Source organism: uncultured Nostoc sp. (assembly GCF_964245575.1).
In the GTDB taxonomy this organism is placed as follows: domain Bacteria; phylum Cyanobacteriota; class Cyanobacteriia; order Cyanobacteriales; family Nostocaceae; genus Nostoc.
This window is the reverse complement of sequence record NZ_CAXTNP010000167.1, coordinates 1-18086: the sequence shown is the minus strand read 5'-3', so window position 1 is coordinate 18086 and position 18086 is coordinate 1. Positions and strand designations below refer to the sequence as shown.

The 18086-nt window shown below is 42.0% G+C and carries 17 protein-coding genes; 13 read left to right on the top strand and 4 right to left on the bottom strand.

All coding sequences use genetic code 11. The features are described 5' to 3' along the window. Positions 1 to 586: 586 nt before the first annotated feature. The 9 genes from ACFFAP_RS23800 to ACFFAP_RS23760 all read left to right on the top strand — a co-directional run bounded on the left by ACFFAP_RS23800 (position 587) and on the right by ACFFAP_RS23760 (position 10662). On the top strand, positions 587 to 1780 hold the full coding sequence (locus ACFFAP_RS23800) for a sulfate ABC transporter substrate-binding protein (protein WP_375513543.1): 1194 nt from the start codon (positions 587 to 589) through the stop codon (positions 1778 to 1780). Between the two features lie 213 nt (positions 1781 to 1993). Then, positions 1994 to 2854, top strand: a complete 861-nt coding sequence (gene cysT / locus ACFFAP_RS23795; protein ID WP_375513542.1) for a sulfate ABC transporter permease subunit CysT — start codon at positions 1994 to 1996, stop codon at positions 2852 to 2854. Next, on the top strand, positions 2841 to 3722 hold the full coding sequence (cysW, locus tag ACFFAP_RS23790; protein WP_375513541.1) for a sulfate ABC transporter permease subunit CysW: 882 nt from the start codon (positions 2841 to 2843) through the stop codon (positions 3720 to 3722). The genes cysT and cysW overlap by 14 nt, the downstream gene beginning before the upstream one ends. Before the next feature lie 149 nt (positions 3723 to 3871). Continuing rightward, on the top strand, positions 3872 to 4138 hold the full coding sequence (locus ACFFAP_RS23785; protein ID WP_375513540.1) for an NIL domain-containing protein: 267 nt from the start codon (positions 3872 to 3874) through the stop codon (positions 4136 to 4138). 828 nt (positions 4139 to 4966) lie between these two features. Then, on the top strand, positions 4967 to 7642 hold the full coding sequence (locus ACFFAP_RS23780; RefSeq protein ID WP_375513539.1) for a TonB-dependent siderophore receptor: 2676 nt from the start codon (positions 4967 to 4969) through the stop codon (positions 7640 to 7642). Between the two features lie 108 nt (positions 7643 to 7750). After that, on the top strand, positions 7751 to 8863 hold the full coding sequence (locus ACFFAP_RS23775) for a PepSY-associated TM helix domain-containing protein (RefSeq protein WP_375513538.1): 1113 nt from the start codon (positions 7751 to 7753) through the stop codon (positions 8861 to 8863). Positions 8864 to 8954: 91 nt separating this feature from the next. Continuing rightward, complete coding sequence (locus ACFFAP_RS23770; RefSeq protein ID WP_375513537.1) at positions 8955 to 9212, top strand: hypothetical protein; 258 nt, start codon at positions 8955 to 8957, stop codon at positions 9210 to 9212. 426 nt (positions 9213 to 9638) lie between these two features. After that, positions 9639 to 10304: an NIL domain-containing protein gene (locus ACFFAP_RS23765; protein WP_375513536.1), complete on the top strand. Its 666-nt coding sequence runs from the start codon at positions 9639 to 9641 to the stop codon at positions 10302 to 10304. Further along, positions 10276 to 10662 (top strand): NIL domain-containing protein, encoded by a 387-nt coding sequence (locus ACFFAP_RS23760; RefSeq protein ID WP_375513535.1) that lies wholly within the window; start codon positions 10276 to 10278, stop codon positions 10660 to 10662. The genes ACFFAP_RS23765 and ACFFAP_RS23760 overlap by 29 nt, the downstream gene beginning before the upstream one ends. 6 nt (positions 10663 to 10668) lie before the next feature. Here ACFFAP_RS23760 and ACFFAP_RS23755 read toward each other — a convergent pair whose 3' ends face one another. Both ACFFAP_RS23755 and cysE read right to left on the bottom strand, forming a co-directional pair. Continuing rightward, on the bottom strand, positions 10669 to 11256 hold the full coding sequence (locus tag ACFFAP_RS23755) for a Crp/Fnr family transcriptional regulator (protein ID WP_375513534.1): 588 nt from the start codon (positions 11254 to 11256) through the stop codon (positions 10669 to 10671). 225 nt (positions 11257 to 11481) lie between these two features. Continuing rightward, a complete protein-coding gene (gene cysE, locus ACFFAP_RS23750; RefSeq protein ID WP_375513533.1) occupies positions 11482 to 12207 on the bottom strand; it encodes a serine O-acetyltransferase in 726 nt (241 codons plus the stop codon). Between the two features lie 226 nt (positions 12208 to 12433). On the opposite strand from cysE, the gene ACFFAP_RS23745 reads away from it, so the two are divergent. The 3 genes from ACFFAP_RS23745 (at position 12434) to ACFFAP_RS23735 (ending at position 14557) form a co-directional block, all read left to right on the top strand. Then, entirely contained in the window at positions 12434 to 12904 is a 471-nt protein-coding gene (locus tag ACFFAP_RS23745) for an RrF2 family transcriptional regulator (RefSeq protein WP_375513532.1), read from the top strand. Between the two features lie 17 nt (positions 12905 to 12921). Continuing rightward, positions 12922 to 13884, top strand: a complete 963-nt coding sequence (gene cysK, locus ACFFAP_RS23740) for a cysteine synthase A (protein WP_375513531.1) — start codon at positions 12922 to 12924, stop codon at positions 13882 to 13884. Between the two features lie 322 nt (positions 13885 to 14206). Continuing rightward, the gene (locus tag ACFFAP_RS23735) at positions 14207 to 14557 is read left to right on the top strand and encodes a hypothetical protein (protein WP_375513530.1); all 351 of its coding nucleotides are present in this window, start codon (positions 14207 to 14209) and stop codon (positions 14555 to 14557) included. A 234-nt stretch (positions 14558 to 14791) separates the two neighbouring features. Here the strand turns inward: ACFFAP_RS23735 and ACFFAP_RS23730 are convergent, their stop codons facing one another. After that, positions 14792 to 15475 (bottom strand): cadmium resistance transporter, encoded by a 684-nt coding sequence (locus ACFFAP_RS23730; protein ID WP_375513529.1) that lies wholly within the window; start codon positions 15473 to 15475, stop codon positions 14792 to 14794. 301 nt (positions 15476 to 15776) lie between these two features. Between ACFFAP_RS23730 and ACFFAP_RS23725 the strand changes: the two genes are divergently transcribed. Further along, positions 15777 to 16439 (top strand): cadmium resistance transporter, encoded by a 663-nt coding sequence (locus ACFFAP_RS23725; RefSeq protein ID WP_375513528.1) that lies wholly within the window; start codon positions 15777 to 15779, stop codon positions 16437 to 16439. 50 nt (positions 16440 to 16489) lie between these two features. Here ACFFAP_RS23725 and ACFFAP_RS23720 read toward each other — a convergent pair whose 3' ends face one another. Then, on the bottom strand, positions 16490 to 17287 hold the full coding sequence (locus tag ACFFAP_RS23720; protein ID WP_375513527.1) for a sulfite exporter TauE/SafE family protein: 798 nt from the start codon (positions 17285 to 17287) through the stop codon (positions 16490 to 16492). Between the last annotated feature and the right edge of the window lie 799 nt (positions 17288 to 18086).

Genomic DNA, 18086 nt, shown 5'->3' with positions numbered 1-18086 from the left:
GATTGCAATTTTTAATTAATAATTTTTAATTTTTAATTTCGAGAAGCGACTTGACCATCCAAGATAATCGGCAATCCCCCCTGGAAATTCGTCACCTGCCCCTACCCATGTACTTCATTTACCTGAAATACTGGAGTTTAGACTAAAAAGTTTTATTTCCACTCCGAAAACTCATACTCAAAACATGTAATACTGATTATTTGTGAGCTTGTATAGAGCCGGTTGCTCAAGCCTATTGTCTTACCAAGGTTGATTTTGTACAGCTTCAGAAAGAATTGGTATAAAATATCTGACTACTGTTTCATTGGAGCATAAGAGCAAGGGGAAATAACCTATTAACTAGCAAGTTGCTTGATGTAATAGGTATCGAATTGCGATGCCTACGGCAGGCTGCGCCTACGCAATTTGATAGTTGAAAGTAAAAGCATTTTTAATTCCTCACAGAACTGGTAGAATCACCATATTCTTGATAAAGAATCTGAGGTTTTTTGGTGTTTGCAACTAGATACATGAAATCATCCAGTATGATAAACACTATATAACTGTATTCCCATCAATTATTTGTAGATTTCACGGAGGAAATAGAATGAGTTTGTGGCAACGTCCACTGAAAAGGTTACAAGCGATGTCTTACGACAAGCTGCTAGCCTACGGCAACGCCAAAGGCGAACGCATCTACGCTGAACATAGAACCTATCGGTTCAGACTGAATTCGCTCAAAAGCTTTGTATCACTCTTTTTAGTAGGTACCGTATTGAGTGTGGCGCTTGCCGCCTGCTCTGGTGGAACTGCAAGTAATTCTTCCTCTGAAGCCCCTACTGCCAGCCCTGTGACTGCAAGCAAGGATAATGTTGAACTAACCCTCGTTTCTTTTGCTGTCACCAAAGCAGCTCACGAAGCCATCATTCCTAAGTTTGTAGAACAGTGGAAGAAAGATCATAACCAAACTGTCACCTTCAAACAAAGCTATGGCGGATCTGGTTCCCAAACTCGCGCCGTTATCGATGGTTTGGAAGCAGATGTTGTCCACTTGGCGCTAGCTGGAGACACCTCAAAGATTGAGAAGGCTGGATTGATTCAGCCAGGATGGGAAAAAAAAGTTCCTAATAATGGTATTGTCTCTAAATCAGTGGCAGCATTAGTCACCCGTCCAGGAAATCCAAAAAACATTAAGACCTGGGAAGATTTATCTAAAGACGGTATAAAACTAATTACTGCTGATCCTAAAACATCAGGAGTTGCTCGCTGGAATTTCTTAGCTCTTTGGAATTCAGTGATTAAAACTGGTGGAGATGATGCTAAAGCGACTGAATTTGTTAGTAAAGTGTACAAAAACGTGCCTTTGTTGACTAAAGATGCACGTGAAGCTACTGATGCCTTTTTCAAGCAGGGTCAAGGTGATGCCCTGATTAACTATGAAAATGAGATTATCTTGGCAGAACAAAAAGGTGAAAAGTTGACTGCGATCATCCCTGATGTCAATATCTCCATCGACAATCCCATCGCAGTGGTAGACAAAAATGTCGATAAGCACGGTACACGTGAAGTTGCCGAAGGTTTTGTCAAATATTTATATACCCCAGAGGCTCAACAGCAGTTTGCAAAATTAGGATTCCGACCGTCGGATGATACTTTGACCCTAAGTAAGGAAGTTGCAGACAAATTTCCTAAGGTGAAAACTTTGGGTACAGTTGCAGACTTCGGCGGTTGGGATGGAATTAATAAGAAGTTCTTTGCAGATGGAGCTATTTTTGACCAGATTCAAGCCAAGAAAAAGTAGTTAATCATTATTCAATGGTTGGTAGTCAGTAGAAAAAACGACCGACCACTGACAAAAAACTTCGGTGTTGCAAAATCGAGGTATGAATCTGGATGTAGAGACGTTGCATTGCAAGGTCTCTACAAGGATTTTGAAATTATGCAAAATTATTTTTCATATTGCAATCAGCAACGCCAAAACTTCTTGTAAATTTTAAATTTTGAATTTTTGACTATGACGACTGTATCTCATTCTGTGGAAGTTGAACACAAAACACCATTCTGGAAGAAATTGGGGCGGGTTCCTTGGACTTGGCGAATCACCATAGGATACCTAACGGTGATGTTGTTTATCCCCATAGCTGCTATGTTCCTGAAAGCAAGTACGGAACCTCCGGCAAGATTTTGGGCGATCGCAACCAGTGATATTGCATTAGCTACTTATAATGTAACTTTTTTTACGGCAATCTTTGCTGCCTTGCTTAATGGCGTATTTGGTACTCTAATTGCTTGGGTTCTAGTTCGCTACGACTTTCCCTTAAAACGCTTGATTGACGCCACAGTGGATTTACCCTTTGCACTACCAACTTCCGTAGCAGGGCTAACCCTGGCAACAGTTTACAGCAATAATGGCTGGATAGGTTCGCTACTAGCACCACTGGGAATTAAAGTGTCTTTTACGCGCACGGGAGTAGCGGTAGCAATGATATTTATCTCACTACCTTTTATCGTGAGAACCGTACAACCCGTGCTTCAAGAAATGGAACATGAAATTGAAGAAGCCGCTTGGTGTCTGGGTGCTTCTCAATGGCAGACCTTCTGGAAAGTAATTTTACCACCTTTATTTCCGACGATTTTAACTGGTGTCGCCTTAGGTTTCTCCCGTGCAGTTGGGGAATATGGGTCAACTGTGATTATCTCTTCCAATACGCCCTATCAGGATTTGATCGCACCTGTGCTGATTTTCCAACGGTTAGAGCAGTATGACTATTCTGGTGCAACAGTAATTGGCATAGTTTTATTATCAATTTCATTGGTACTGTTATTGGCAATTAATTTCTTACAAGCATGGGCAAGGCGATATGACAGTAGATAAGCCAAGTTTTCACTCATCTGCATCTGATACAGATACACATACAGCCAAGCCTAAAGAGCAGAAGAGTTGGGTACCAATAGTTTTAATTGGGATAGCGATCGCCTATTTAGCCCTAGTTCAATACATCCCGGCAATTAACGTTTTTTTCCAAGCCTTCAGCAAAGGAGTTGGGCCGTTTCTATCCAACCTGACACGACCAGCTTTTCTTCATGCAGCTTGGCTGACGCTGTTGCTAGCTGCGATCGCTCTGCCTGTGAATACAGTATTTGGTTTATGTGCAGCTTGGGCGATCGCTCGTCATAAATTTCCCGGACGCGCTATAGTTTTGAGTATTATTGACTTGCCCTTTTCCATCTCGCCCGTAGTCGCAGGATTGATGATTGTGCTACTTTACGGACGCAATGGGTGGTTTGGCCCTTGGCTCCAGGCTCATGATATCAAGATAATCTTTGCCTTTCCAGGTATGGTGCTGGCTACAGCCTTTGTGAGTATGCCCTTTGTGGCGCGGGAAGTAATTCCTGTTTTAGAGGAATTTGGTAAGGATCAAGAAGAAGCTGCTAGAACTCTCGGTGCGAAAGATTGGCAGATATTTTTGCGCGTCACTCTGCCTAGTATCCGTTGGGGCTTACTCTACGGTTTAATTTTGACTAATGCCAGAGCAATGGGTGAATTCGGCGCAGTTTCGGTGGTATCTGGCAACATTGCTGACCAAACCCAGAGCCTACCACTGTTTGTAGAAGACGCTTACAAACAATATGAAACCGAAGCTGCCTTCTCTGCGGCTGTACTATTAGCATTGCTAGCAGTAGTAACCTTAGTGCTGAAGGAAATTCTGGAACGGAAAACCCGTATTAAAGATGTTGAATAGAAAAATCAAGAGATTATAGTTATCCTTTGAATAGGATACAAGCAAATCATGGGACATGGTACGATCTACTTAGTACCTATCAGGAAATTACCGTTAGGGTTAAGAGTAGTTCTGTACCAATCCCTATCAGGGATTGAAGTAATTCAGATATGGCTACTGACAATACACTTACCAATAAACGAATTCGACTAAGAATTCCTAAAGATTATCACCAGCAACCTGTCATTTCTCGCCTGGTATCTGACTACGGGCTAACTGTGAATATCACCGCAGCGATTTTGGGAGCGAATGCTGTCGGTGATGGTTGGTTTGACCTTGAATTACAAGGAACAGATGCACAAATTCAGAGCGGGTTAACCTATCTCCACGACTTGGAATTGGAAGTCTGGGATGACACTAAAGCAACTGATTGGTAAGGATTATAGCAATACATAAGCTAACCGTCATTCATTTTTCCAGACTGATTCGCTTGTAGTAAGTGGCTCCAGCCCTGGTTTTATGCAACTTAAATGCTCATTAGCTTAGTAGGGGCGTACAGATAGCTGCACGTCCTCATGCGCTCACGAATGTTAATCTAAACCCCTTGCAATTGCAACTTTTAGAGACGCTTTGCGAACACTTCGTACCCTACGGGTTCTCCAAAGGAGTACGCAATAACTGTAAATATTTTTGTCCAGCTACTTACTTATGTCATTGTAAGCGGAGCGTGGCAATGCCAAACCTTTGCTTTCAAAAGCCCATTAGCTTTTATATATGACTTATATTTGATTGCGTGAAAAAAACTCAGTACACCTTTATTCCTTCTTCCAAGTATTGAGCGATGCACTGAGCTTGTCAGCCAGCGTAGCCGTAAAGCCTGCGGCATAGCTACGCTTAGGGCGAAGCCTCTTCTTCGAGTTGGGCGCACTCGTTGTGTCCCCAGTCTCTACGAGTAATTCACCGAATCAAATCGGATTGCTATCGATTCAATGTATTAAAAATAAATATCATTAATAGTTTTACACCTTTAAGATAGTTTTCAATTAACTTAAATAAAAAGGTAGCTGAAATCACAGCATTAAAATCAAAAACCCATTATCTGTCAACTCCCCTTGTAAATAAACTTTGATAACAACTTGCAATTGCTTAGTCATATCTTGTAATGTGTATTCTCAAGTAGCTGATTACATATCTCAGTAGCTAGCAGCTATTTGCTGATTTATTGAGAGTTAATGGCAGCTGGGGAGGAAGTGTAGGGGTGGCAAATGGTGTTAAGGCAAATATTGAAAATTCTGTTGGTTACAAGCTCTATTTGGTTTTGCGTTCCCATAAGTGCAATTGCTCAAGAAGTCAACAAACAAGCACAAGGTAAATCTGTTACATCGGTACTACGCAATTCTAGGTCGATTGGAGAAATTCTAAGACTCAATGAAGTAGAACTTCCCAATACCAGCGCTCAAATGTTAGTACAGTCACCAACAACACCGAATATGCCAAATCCTGAAGTTACCCAAGTGACAGGAGTTAAGGCAAATCCCACCGACAAAGGTGTGGAGGTGATTTTACAGACTGCAAAAGGTGAACAGTTGCAAGTCACAAATCGCAGTGCTGGTAATAATTTTATTGCTGATATTCCCAATGCTCAACTGCGCCTCCCGTCGGGTGATGCGTTCACATTTCGCTCTGCTAAACCAATTGCAGGTATTACTGAGATCACAGTTACTAACTTGGATGCCAATACTATCCGAGTCACAGTTATAGGTGAAATGAGTGTACCAACAGTCGAGTTGTTTGATAGTCCAGACGAGGGTATAATCTTCTCTGTAGCTGGTGCAGCATCCAGAGCGCAACAACAACCTCAAAGACGAACAACTGCTGAACAAGAGCAACCAGAGAACCAGATACAGCCAGCGCAACCATCGGCTTCTGATGATCAACCGATTGAACTGGTGGTGACGGGTGAGCAAGATGGATACAGCGTACCAGATGCTACAACTGCGACCAGAACCGACACACCACTGCGCGACATTCCCCAGTCAATTCAAGTTATTCCCCAACAAGTCATCAAGGATCAGCAAATTACACGGATTGGTGATGCAGCACGAAATGTCAGTGGTGTAACTCCGCAAGGGGGCTATGCTGGGGCTACAGATAATTACAACATTCGGGGATTCACAACTTATGACAACTTGAGAAACGGTTTTGCTGTTCAAGACGACCTTGTGAATCCGACTAACATTGAGCGGATCGAAGTTCTCAAGGGCCCAGCTTCAGTCCTATATGGACAGTTTGAGCCGGGAGGTGTGGTGAATTACATTACCAAACAACCGCTCAGTGAGCCTTACTACTCTGCTGAATTTACAGCCGGAAATTTTAGCACTTATCGTCCCTCCATTGATATTTCTGGGCCGCTGAACTCAGACAGAACGTTGCTGTACCGTCTGAATGCTGCATACGAAAACTTTGGTAGTTTTCTCGATTTTAATCATCAGGAAACATTCGCGATCGCACCAGCATTAACCTACAAAATTGGTGATGCGACAACATTGACACTGGAGTATGAATACCTCAAAGTCGATCGCACCTATTATCGTGGTCTTACTGCCGATCCAATCGTTTTCCAAGCTCCTGTCAATCGTTTCTTAGGGGAGCCAGACGATTATTTCTCCAAAGAGACAAACTCTGTATTTCTTAACGTCAATCATCGCTTTAGTAAAAACATCCAGTTCCGCAGTGGCTTTTCCGTTACGGTTAATGATTCTGAAGAATCATCGTTTCAACCGGATAGCATTGTAGATGGTCGTACCGTATTGCGAAGATTTGGTGCTGGCCCGAGTTATTACCAAAACTACTCTCTGCAAAACGATTTAATTAGTAATTTCAATACAGGTTCCATCCAACATCAAGTTCTTGTGGGGTTGGAGTGGAATAAATATATCCGTGGCTACGATTATCTGCGAAGCAGTGTTTCATTGACTCCCAGTATTGATTTATTCAATCCTGTGTATGGCGCTTCCCGACCAGCAGAGTTTGATGAGGCAGCGGAACGCGATCGTTTTGACCGCAATACCATCGCTCTTTATCTGCAAGATCAAGTGACATTGCTGCCAAATCTGAAGCTATTAGTCGGCGGTAGGTATGACTTTGTTCACCGCAAAAATCGCGTGCAACCACTGGATTCTTTAGGTAGAAACCCGATTGATGATGCTACAGTCGATCGAATCTATGATGATGCTTTTTCACCTCGCGTTGGCATTGTTTATCAGCCGATTGAACCGATTTCAATTTACGCCAGCTACACCCGCTCGTTTAATCCCAGCGAGTCGCAGACAGTAGATAAAACTCAACTGCCACCAGAACGCGCTACTCAGTATGAAGTGGGAGTCAAAGCCGAACTGATTAAAGACAGGCTATCAGCAACCTTTGCCGCCTATGATATCACCAAGAAAAATGTCGCTACAACCGATCCTAGTAATTCTGACTATTCCATCCCTATAGGAGAGGTGAAAAGTCGCGGTTTGGAATTTGACCTTTCTGGGCAGATTTTACCAGGCTGGAATATAATTGCATCCTACTTCGTCAACGATGCATTTGTAAGTGTAGGTGACGAAAATAACCCTGTAGGTGACTCTCTTATAAATGCTCCCGGTGCTGGGGGTAGTCTGTGGACGACCTATGAAATTCAAAGCGGTGGGATGAGAGGATTAGGGTTTGGTGGGGGAATATTTTACACCGGCGATCGCGAAGCCACACTCCCCAACACATTCAAAATCCCCTCCTACGTGCGCGCTGATGCCACGATTTTCTACAAACGCGATAACTGGAGGGTTGGACTGAACTTTAAGAATCTTCTTGACACTCGCTATTACGATTCTCAAGGCTACTATCTGCTTCCTGGTGCGCCTTTAACAGTGCTGGGGACGTTTTCTGTGGAGTTTTGACCCCACTCTCACCCTCTGCAATGCAAAGGTGAGGGAACAACACTGTTTCCCGGCGATGCATCAGGGGGATTTAGGAAGGTAAAAAATTCAACTTGCTTTGTAGCAATTATGAACCGGAAAAAACTACGCGATACCGTTTTTTACCTACACCAATATATCGGTCTTTTTGTTGGACTGGTGCTGGTTATCGTTGGCTTGACAGGTAGCTTGTTAGTGTTCGAGCAAGATTTTGACCACTTTATGATTAGTCAACAGTATGGATACATTATTCCCCAACAGGTGCAGTTATCCCCAGAATCTGTGGTGAATACAATTGAGGCGAAGTATCCCGCGCAAGGTGATTTCCATCTTTTTCGGATTTATTTGCCAGATACTCCTTCTTCTCCCTACGTGGGACAGTTGTCATCAACTGATGTGGAAAGGACAGAGGTTTTTATCAACCCTTATACAGGCAAAATTATCGGTGAGCGAATATCGGATAAAACTCTAATTGGTGTCATCCTTAATCTGCACTACAGCCTAATGGCAGGTGAAACCGGAACTATGTTTGTTGGCATTGCTGCCTTTCTAATGTGTATCCTCACCATCACAGGTTTAGTTCTCTGGCCGGGTTGGCGCAAGTTAATTGCAGGATTCAAAATCAAGCTTGATGCTCATCCTAAGCGGGTGAACTTTGACATTCACAAAGTGGCTGGCATTATTGCTGTGATTTTTTTATTCTTTACTAGCTTTACTGGCTTTTGCTGGAGCTTCAGCTTTCCTGAGCCGATTATTTACGCTGTTACATTCACCCCAAAACCATCTGAACCAGTATCCAAGCCAATTCCTAGTAAATCAACCTTAGCACTGACAGAACAACTGAAAATTGCCGATGCTGCCTTACCTGGTGCTGTTACCAAAAGCATTTATTTTCCCAGTAAACCAGAAGATGCTCTCCAAATTCGCATGAAGTTGCCGCAGGAAAATGTAAAGTATGGGAATAGTAATGTTTATCTCGATCAGTACACGGGTGAGGTTTTGCGAGTTGATAATGCTTTAAAGATGCGGTTGGGCGATCGCATCCTCAACTCTTTTGTACCCCTGCACTACGGCACATTTGGTGGCTTACCCACCCGTATACTCTATATATTTGTTGGACTTGCACCACTAGTTCTTTTTGTTACTAGTTTGGTGATGTGGTGGTATCGCTATCGGGCAAAAACTGTAGTTAGGGATGTCTAGACGACAAGGCCAAAGTAACGGAAACAACAGTATTTTCTGACACCAACTCTGCAATGGAAAATTTCCGCAAATACTCAATTAACAATAGATTTTGAATTCCTCGACTCATATATCACAAACGATTAAGGGCTTCCTGCATTTGGGCGAGGGGTTGCACCAATTCTACAATCGCGTTTTCTTGGATAAACAGCTGGTTTTGGCGATCGCTTTGGCAAAATTAATGCTGAATGATACGGCTAAAATGTCAGGTTTGATCATCAATTTGACAAAAATTAGACTTTACGCAATTTTCTTGGGAAAATGGTTAAATTTAGGTCGAGTAGTAGCCATTATCAGGCTAAAGTCGTAACGATATCCAACCTGGTACACCCTTTTCAGTTTTAGAAACTGTAACAGTAGAGTTTTGATGATATAGTGGACGATTTCGTAGCAGTTTTGATAGGAATTTAGGGACATTTACCATACAACCATTCAAATGATTCTCAATTGCTTTGGCGTCAAAATACTCCATCTAAATTGAGCTTTATTTGCGTGAATTTACTTATTGCTTATTTGTGATTTTTGTGATATTCTCCTTTACATAACAATTAAATACATTAAATCGATAGTATTACCGTAGTTTAATAGAAGCCAGAAATATGAAAATCTCTATGAGGCTGACATTCAAGGAAGCACAGTTGAGTTGTAGGGGTACGGCATCAGCAAAATTCTCTGCCAAACCCAAAGATTGCGTAGGCGCAGCCCGTCGTAGGCATTGCTATTGGGAATTAATCTGATGTCTCAGAATAAATCTGTAGAACCCGCTTCAATCCACAGTCGCATTCTCGTGCCTCAGAGGTATCACAGGCAACCTGTAATTTCCCGGCTGGTGTCACGTTATGGTTTAACCGTCAACATCAAAGCTGCATCCTTGACATCCGACAGTGACAGCGATGGCTGGTTTGATTTGGATCTTTCGGGAAATCCCCAAAAACTGACAAATAGCTTATCTTACTTGCAAGAATTGGGAGTGAATTTGCTGCAATTAGCGATCGCTAACCAGATTCAACCCAACCAGCCCTCTTTAACTTTCCCAGATCCAGCTAGCAAACTGAGTCCCAAAAAGTCTGCATGGCTGACAAATCAATGGCAAGAACAATTCCAGCAATGGATTTCTCTTGGTCAAACCAATCGATTGCGCTTGCAACTGTGCGTCTTAAAATCCTATTACGAAGAACCAGTGATTTCGGAGTTAGTTTCTCGTTATGGACTAACAGTCAATATTACCAGTGCTAGACTCCAACCCGATACAGAAGATGACGGCTGGTTTGACTTGGATTTGTGGGGGAGAACAAAGCAACTCTACTCTAGCCTGAGTTATTTAGAAAAACTGGGGCTACCAATTTGGCTGGAATTGTCTAGCGTTTATTGCGATGTCTACGACGGGCTACGCCTACGCTAATTCACAAAATAGTCACTACCCAATGGCAGCATTAAATAACCGTCACAATTCCCAAACCAGATTATCACTGGTTTCTTCAGTTTACACAAAAAGCCAAGTCACGCAGATTCGTCTGCGGATATATATTCCTAAATGCTATCTGCAAGCGCCTGTGATTTCGCAGTTAATTTCTGCTTACGGCTTGGTAGTTAATATTACTAAAGCTATGCTACAACCAAATACAGATCAAGAAGCATACTTTGACATTGAACTGCGGGGAACAGTGCCACAAATCTCTAGCGGTCTAGCTTACCTGGAATCTCTGAATTTGAGAATTGTGGGCAAGCCGAATGCTGACGGCGATAGCTGGTTTTGCTGAAATAATCTAAATTTCGTAGTACCAAATTTCTTCTTCTCGCAGCACAATTCGATGCAGGGAAAGACGATTAATCAGTCCCTCTTGCTCAAACTGTCCAAGAATACGAGTGATAGTTACACGAGTTGAACCGAGCATTTCCGCCAGGTCTTCGTGAGTCAGACGCATATCTATTAAACGTCCTTTTTCAACTTCCGAACCAAACTTTTTAGATAACCATGCCAACAGCTTGATCAGCATAGTTTCGACTTTTTTATGGCTACGAATAACCATTAATTCTTGAGCCTGTTGAATATGAGTAAGTAGAGTTTCTGTTAGTTGAGTCCATTCCTCTAAAGGTAAGACTGTCGCCTCTACTTTAGTTAGGCATTCCATTTGATAAGGTTCTAATTTTGACAAAGCCTTACCAACGATATCTCCAGGGCCCCACAATCCCAGAGCAACGGTTGTACCATCTTCCAGATAGGTAAAAGTCCTGATAAAACCCGTTTCAATCTTCCAAAGTCCGTTTTGATGCTCTGGCAGAAATGACCTACGGGCAAAAATTTCTTTAGTATTACTTCTTGAGCTAGATAAGCTTGTGTACAAAGCCACCATAATCTATAACACTATTCTCCGATAAATTAACCGTAGTACTATATTTATATCAGGTTATGAGAGGCTATGAATATTTTAAAGAGGGGAGTGGGTAGAGACGCGATTAATCGCGTCTGTACAAAGAGACGCGATTAATCGCGTCTGTGGGGGGATGAGGGAGATAAGGGAGATGAGGGGGATAAGGAGAATAAAATAACCAATGCCCAATTCCCCATTCCCCATTCCCTAAATTCCCGCACCATCAAGAAAATCTTCAATTATCCCATCAGAATTTTTGCTCTTAGGGTTGTCGGTTGGTTCGTCGTCAAGCTCAGTTGGGGACAAATTTGATTGTTGCAATTCCTCGAACTGTTTCTCTAGTCCCTTGACGCGTTCAAATAAAGCACGGATAACTTCAGCTTCTACGTCGCGGACTTTATCATGATCTAGAACATTGGTAGCTAAGTTGTTCTGACGAGTCACGCGCCCTGGAATCCCCACTACAGTAGTGTTACTGGGCACATCTCGTAGCACCACAGAACCGGCTCCAATACGGACGCGATCGCCAATTTGAATATTTCCCAATACCTTCGCACCCGATCCCACAACTACATGAGAGCCTAAAGTTGGATGGCGTTTACCGCTTTCTTTCCCCGTCCCGCCAAGGGTGACGCCTTGATAAATTAGGGCATAGTCGCCCACGATCGCTGTCTCACCAATCACTACTCCCATCCCGTGGTCAATAAACACTCCTTGACCAATTAATGCCCCAGGATGGATATCAATTCCGGTTAAAAACCGACTAATATGAGAGATAAATCTTGGTATGAAGGGAATTCCAATTTTATAGAGCCAGTGTGCTAATCGATGAAACACTAGGGCATGAAGTCCAGGGTAACACAACAATACTTCTAGCCAGTTACGGGCTGCTGGGTCACGCTCAAAAATGGTTCGCAAATCAGTTAGTAGCATACTCTGTTAAGGTTTTCGTTGGTAGGTGAGGCTCTGAAAACAGAAACTCAGGATAATTCCCACAAAAAGATTAAGTCATTTATAGGAATTGCGTAGGATAATAAACTACGGTAAGTCGATAGGATAAAGTGGTTTTGTGGGTAGTTAAGTGGGATGCTATCACATTCCACACTTGTAAAAAATTAATTTCGCATAAACTGCGATAAGTCCCCCAATTCACCGTAGTATGTTGAGTACAGTATTGAATAGCCAAAACTACGCTCTCTTGGATCTGTCTTCCAAAGTGGAATACGCGCTGCTGGCACTCTTAGAACTGGCAAGCCACCACGGAAAAAAACTTCCTTTAACCATGAGCGAGATCACTGCCAAGCAACCCATACCTGAGCGCTATCTGGAACAAATTTTGACCAACCTCCGGCGTGCTGGTGTGGTGCAGAGTCAACGCGGCTCTAAAGGAGGTTTCGTTTTAGTTCGTGAACCTTGGCAGATTACAATACTTGAAATTGTCACTTTGGTAGAAGGCGAGCGGAAAGAGAAAGATACCTCTGACTCTCAAACTCTGGAAAAGACTCTGGTTTATGAAGTTTGGGAGCAAGCTAACGCTGCCTCAATTGAGGTTTTGGGTCGTTATACACTCCAAGACTTGTGCCAGGAAAGAGAAACTCGGGCACAGCAAAGTCCAATGTATTATATTTAACGCGAGGGAGGACTCACATGCGGATAGCGAAAGATGTCACAGAGTTAATCGGCCGAACTCCTTTAGTTCAATTAAACAAGATTCCCCAAGCTTCAGGAGCGGTTGCTCAGATTGTGGTGAAGCTAGAAAGCATGAATCCAGCATCTTCTGTCAAAGACAGGATTGGCGGGAGTATGGTGGAAGCGGCGGAGGAAGCAGGCTTGATTCACCCCGGAAAAACCGTTTTAGTAGAGCCAACTTCTGGAAATACAGGAATTGCGCTGGCGATGGTAGCAGCCGCCAAGGGTTACCATCTCATTCTAACGATGCCTGACACAATGAGCCACGAAAGACGATCTATGCTCAAAGCTTATGGCGCTCAACTAGAGTTAACGCCAGGGGTAGAAGGGATGCGAGGAGCGATCGCTCATGCAGAGGAGATTGTAGCTAAAACGCCCAATGCTTATATGTTGCAGCAGTTCCGCAACCCTGCTAACCCGAAAGTTCACGCCGAAACCACAGCCGAAGAAATTTGGAATGATACCGATGGACAGGTGGATATTCTGGTGGCGGGAGTGGGTACTGGTGGGACAATTACCGGAGTTGCAGAAGTTATTAAAAAACGGAAGCCGAGTTTTCAAGCGATCGCAGTTGAACCAAGCAGCAGTCCGGTATTAGTGGGTGGTAAATCAGGGCCTCACAAAATTCAGGGTATTGGCGCGGGATTTGTCCCAGCAATTTATCGTCCCGAAGTGGTAAATGAAGTGATTCAGGTAGCGGATGAGGAGGCGATCGCTTACAGTCGTCGTCTCGCAAAAGAAGAAGGATTACTATCGGGAATTTCTACTGGTGCTGCGTTGTATGCTGCTATTCAAGTAGCACAACGGCCAGAAAATGCAGGTCGCCTAATCGTCATGATACAGCCCAGCTTCGGTGAACGCTACCTCAGTACTTCACTGTTTAAAGACCCAGAGGAGAATGAGTGGTTGAGCAAAGTTTAATATTTGATTTTGTAGCGTGTGTTAGACCTATTGGATATGTTGATTAGTCAAAATATATAGAGTGCAAATCATCATTTTACAATACTTTTGCATACGCAATGGTCATAAGCGATCGCTTCACTAATTCACCTTAGCAATAGTGATCGCTTTGATTGGGAAAATTTTTTAACAGTTATTAATCTTGACCTTTTGATATATAACTCTAATCTGTCGAATGATAAGACATTTTATTGTGGCGATCGCTCCTTAATAGAGGTTAGTGAAGAAAATAACTTTGTGTTAAAATTATCTCAATTAAATTGCAATAGCAAAAATTCACATTATGCATAAAGTTTCCAAGCAGACTATACAAAATGCACAGAAACATGCTCAGGAATTACTTGAGCAAGGCAAAGCAGTAAAAAAGTTGGGTGAGAGTTTACAAACAGATGACCAAACTAGTCACCAACAAGGCAAACACATCGAAGATTGTGGAGAAAGCATCCAGAAGCAGGCGCATAAAGTCAAAGATTTGACGACAAGATTAGCAGAAGATGGCTCAACAGAAGTCTTTACAGAGGCAGTACAGGAGCATATAAATATAACTCAGACTCATATTGAGGCAATTAAGGAATTTCAAAAGACATTGCCCCCCCTTGCTGATATAAATCGCTCCTCTAAGGAATGCGAATGAAAGTGATATAGGACTCATATTTGATTGCGTGAAAAAAACTCAGTACACCTTTATTCCTTCTTCCCAGTCCCTAGTCCCCAGTAAAGAGTCCCCACTCTCTACGAGTAATTCACCGAATCAAATCGGATTGCTATAGCTTTTGTAGAAGTATTCTTTTGAATCCTGTCAATAGCTGAATTATAACTACTGACCGGAAACGGAGCATCTCCAATTTTGCTCCTAAATTATTTTTTGTTAATGGCTAGCAATATCATTTTTCACTAAAACTGTTAAACAGCAACAACTAGCAGCTAACTTTAGTGGACTCAAAGCTTCACTTTTTAATACAATAAAAACGCCTAATCCTATAAGAACAAAAGGCACAAGATTATTAACGTAGCGAGTCAATATATCAGCTATGATGTTGTTAGTTAATTTGTATGCAGCGTAGCACCAAACTCCTAACAAGAGAAAAAATAATCCGATAATTACCAAAAAAGTCTCTACGTTGCTGCTAGCAAATAAAGGTACGTAGATACTAATATTATCGCTACCATTGGCAATTGTAACGGCTGCCACACTATAAGTTTGCGGGGAAAAAAAATTAGTAATTGTTGATGCTTCCGCTTCTTCTGTTGCATCTACAACTTCTTTTGATGAATCTTCTTCTCGATTCACCAAGCTACTGATACCTATGGACACTGGTAGTAAACCAAGTAATCCAATCCAGCTTTTTGATAAAACTAACCCACCAAATAAACCAGGAAGACTAAAAATTAACAGAACCGTAAAACCTAGAAACTGACCTGTAACTATATGCCGGGGGCGAAAGGTAGCATTTATTTGAGAAAAAAACAACAATAGAATGACAATATCATCAATGTTAGTGGCAATGAACGCAATTGACCCTGTAGTAATTGCAGTAAGTAACTCGTTCATATTTTAAAAGAAACATAGACATGCTTTTATCTTGCAGCAGGCTACCGCGTTCGCGTTCGCATTGGCAAAGCCTCTCGTAGAGAAGCGTCCCAAAGAGAAGAATGCAAAGAAACTTAACAACAGATACATGCCCTAAATTATCTGTGTTTATCTGCAATACCAAACACTAAATCTGAATTTTTGGAATAAATCTCCTGAATCGTTAAAATTCCTTGAATAATTACTTTGTCTATTTTAAAGCTTAGTTGTGCCAGAAGGTTAATTTGGTATGGTGGTAAATCGTAGGTTCTAAAAATCCAGCATGAGTAAGCTAGGGACAGCCTTCAGTGAAGGGATAATTGCCTTCATAGCCACTAACATAGATGACATCATTATCTTGTTAATATTTTTTTCACAGGTAGATGTTAATTTTCGGCGGCAGTATATCTTACTCGGTCAATATCTGGGTTTTACAGCCATTATCATCGTTAGCTTACCAGGATTTTTTGGTGGCTTGGTCGTACAGCGAGAATGGATAGGATTGCTAGGATTGTTACCAATTGCTATTGGTATTCAGCAATTAGTATATAGAACAGAAGAAACTATAACAGTTCAGACAGTCAGTAGTGATTTTAGGCAATCTACATCTACTAATCCCGTATTATCTTTTCTTTTAAGTGTTTTGCACCCCCAAACCTATAAAGTGGCAGCAGTAACAGTTGCTAATGGTGGTGACAATATTAGTATATATATCCCTTTATTTGCTGGTCATGACCTTGCCAGCTTGGGAGTAATTCTAAGTATATTTTTTATCATGGTAGGGGTTTGGTGTGCGATCGCTTATTTTTTAAGCCGTCAACCTACAATTGCTTATATTTTAAGTCGCTACGGTAAAGCTGTCGTACCTTTTGTGTTAATTGGCTTAGGTCTGTTCATTATGTATGAACGAGGTACATTCACTTTACTACCTTGGCTGAGAAGTTAATCAGTGTCAGATGTTAGATGCTGGATTTGGGATTGAAAATCTAAAATTGGTTACACCTGATGAACTAATTTCCAACTCACCATCATTAAGATGGTATAAATAATAAACCGTAGTGGGCGTTGCGGAGCTACCTGGCAGATTTTAGCGCCTACTAACACCCCTGGAACAGAGCCTAGCCATATAGGTACTACCAGACTCCAATCAACTGTTCCCAGGCTGAGGTGACCGAGGGCTGTAAACAGCAGTAAAATTGCTGCGTGTGAAATATCTGTACCCACTAACTTCCGTACATCAAGCCGGAAAAACCCAATCAGCACTAGGGCAAACATTGAACCTGAAGAGACGCTAGTTAGACCAACCAAACAGCCTAAAATTGCTCCCAAAGTGATTGTCATAAAGCGACCAAAGTTAGTTTCTAAGTCTAACTTTGGCAGTTCGGGTAAATTAAATTTGGGGAAAAAAGTTAATAGCAACAATTGCACTAATGCTAACACTGTGACTAACAAAATCATCCCGCCAAGCAAACGGAACAAGATGTTATCCAGGTTATACTCACCTGTACGTTTAAGAAAGTGCAAAATCCCCACGCCGAACAGTGAGCCTGGAACACTGCCGAATCCCAGCCATTTGACAACTTCTGTGTCAAGGGTTTTCTGTTCCCAATGCTTGACGCTACCAACAATCTTCATCAATGTAGCAGCCACAACATCAGAACTCACAGCGATAGAAGGCGGAACCTGAAAGACAAAAATCAACATTGGGGTGATCAGAGAGGCTCCGCCAATTCCCGTCAAACCAACGATGATGCCAACAAAAAAGCTTAAGAACGGTAGTAATAAATATTCCATACTCTTCGGGGGTTTCAACAATCAGTTATTAGTTATCAAAGTCCTGTTGAGTCTCCCACTTCTATTAAGTGAGACCAATTTGAAAAATAATTGCGACAGATGGACAGAGAAAACCCAGATACACCAAGCGGTTTCCAATCCAAAATGGTATAAGCAACATAGGTTAAGGTTTAAATCCCCAAACAAAGCCTTGATAACTGTTCACTGACTTAACTACGAGCAGCTATAACTGAAAGTCAGCTAAAGCTTCACTACTAGGAGCAGCAATTCAGCCAAACTATAGCCCAGTCGTAGACAGAGCTAGTGATGCCAAGTTATTGTGTTTCTCAAGGGATGAGTGACACAAAGGTTATCCAGCTAAAAGTTAAAGCAGAGGATTCCTGGACAACTTCAAACCTCTCTGGAAGTTTTTGGAAGCATTACAACTGGCATTTAGCTGAAACAGGCTTTGATAACTGCTTATGGGTCAGTTGCTCTGCTAAACTCAACTTCTAACTGGTTTTTCTGTGGTTTTACATGTAAAAGCCCGTAAGGCGATGCACTTACCGTATTTTACTTGTAAGCATGATAAAACGTCCAGCGTATTCGCGTTGTATCTCGCTAGATTAAGTAAAACGGCGTAAATAATTAAAGTTTTGTAGTAAGGACTGAAGTCCTTCTTTTAGGATTAAAGTCCTTACTACAAACTCGATTACAAGAATTTTACATTACTTCACATAGTTCGATTTATTCGCGCCGACTTACTTATCTGGATAAAGATGTTAATTATCAGTCTCAGCATAGGGAATGGGGAGTGGGG

Coding starts and splice junctions, on each gene's coding strand:
- ACFFAP_RS23800 (WP_375513543.1), top strand. CDS start 587: ATGAGTTTGTGGCAACGTCCACTGAAAAGGTTACAAGCGATGTCTTAC.
- cysT (WP_375513542.1), top strand. CDS start 1,994: ATGACGACTGTATCTCATTCTGTGGAAGTTGAACACAAAACACCATTC.
- cysW (WP_375513541.1), top strand. CDS start 2,841: ATGACAGTAGATAAGCCAAGTTTTCACTCATCTGCATCTGATACAGAT.
- ACFFAP_RS23785 (WP_375513540.1), top strand. CDS start 3,872: ATGGCTACTGACAATACACTTACCAATAAACGAATTCGACTAAGAATT.
- ACFFAP_RS23780 (WP_375513539.1), top strand. CDS start 4,967: ATGGTGTTAAGGCAAATATTGAAAATTCTGTTGGTTACAAGCTCTATT.
- ACFFAP_RS23775 (WP_375513538.1), top strand. CDS start 7,751: ATGAACCGGAAAAAACTACGCGATACCGTTTTTTACCTACACCAATAT.
- ACFFAP_RS23765 (WP_375513536.1), top strand. CDS start 9,639: ATGTCTCAGAATAAATCTGTAGAACCCGCTTCAATCCACAGTCGCATT.
- ACFFAP_RS23760 (WP_375513535.1), top strand. CDS start 10,276: ATGTCTACGACGGGCTACGCCTACGCTAATTCACAAAATAGTCACTAC.
- ACFFAP_RS23755 (WP_375513534.1), bottom strand. CDS start 11,256: ATGGTGGCTTTGTACACAAGCTTATCTAGCTCAAGAAGTAATACTAAA.
- cysE (WP_375513533.1), bottom strand. CDS start 12,207: ATGCTACTAACTGATTTGCGAACCATTTTTGAGCGTGACCCAGCAGCC.
- ACFFAP_RS23745 (WP_375513532.1), top strand. CDS start 12,434: ATGTTGAGTACAGTATTGAATAGCCAAAACTACGCTCTCTTGGATCTG.
- cysK (WP_375513531.1), top strand. CDS start 12,922: ATGCGGATAGCGAAAGATGTCACAGAGTTAATCGGCCGAACTCCTTTA.
- ACFFAP_RS23735 (WP_375513530.1), top strand. CDS start 14,207: ATGCATAAAGTTTCCAAGCAGACTATACAAAATGCACAGAAACATGCT.
- ACFFAP_RS23730 (WP_375513529.1), bottom strand. CDS start 15,475: ATGAACGAGTTACTTACTGCAATTACTACAGGGTCAATTGCGTTCATT.
- ACFFAP_RS23725 (WP_375513528.1), top strand. CDS start 15,777: ATGAGTAAGCTAGGGACAGCCTTCAGTGAAGGGATAATTGCCTTCATA.
- ACFFAP_RS23720 (WP_375513527.1), bottom strand. CDS start 17,287: ATGGAATATTTATTACTACCGTTCTTAAGCTTTTTTGTTGGCATCATC.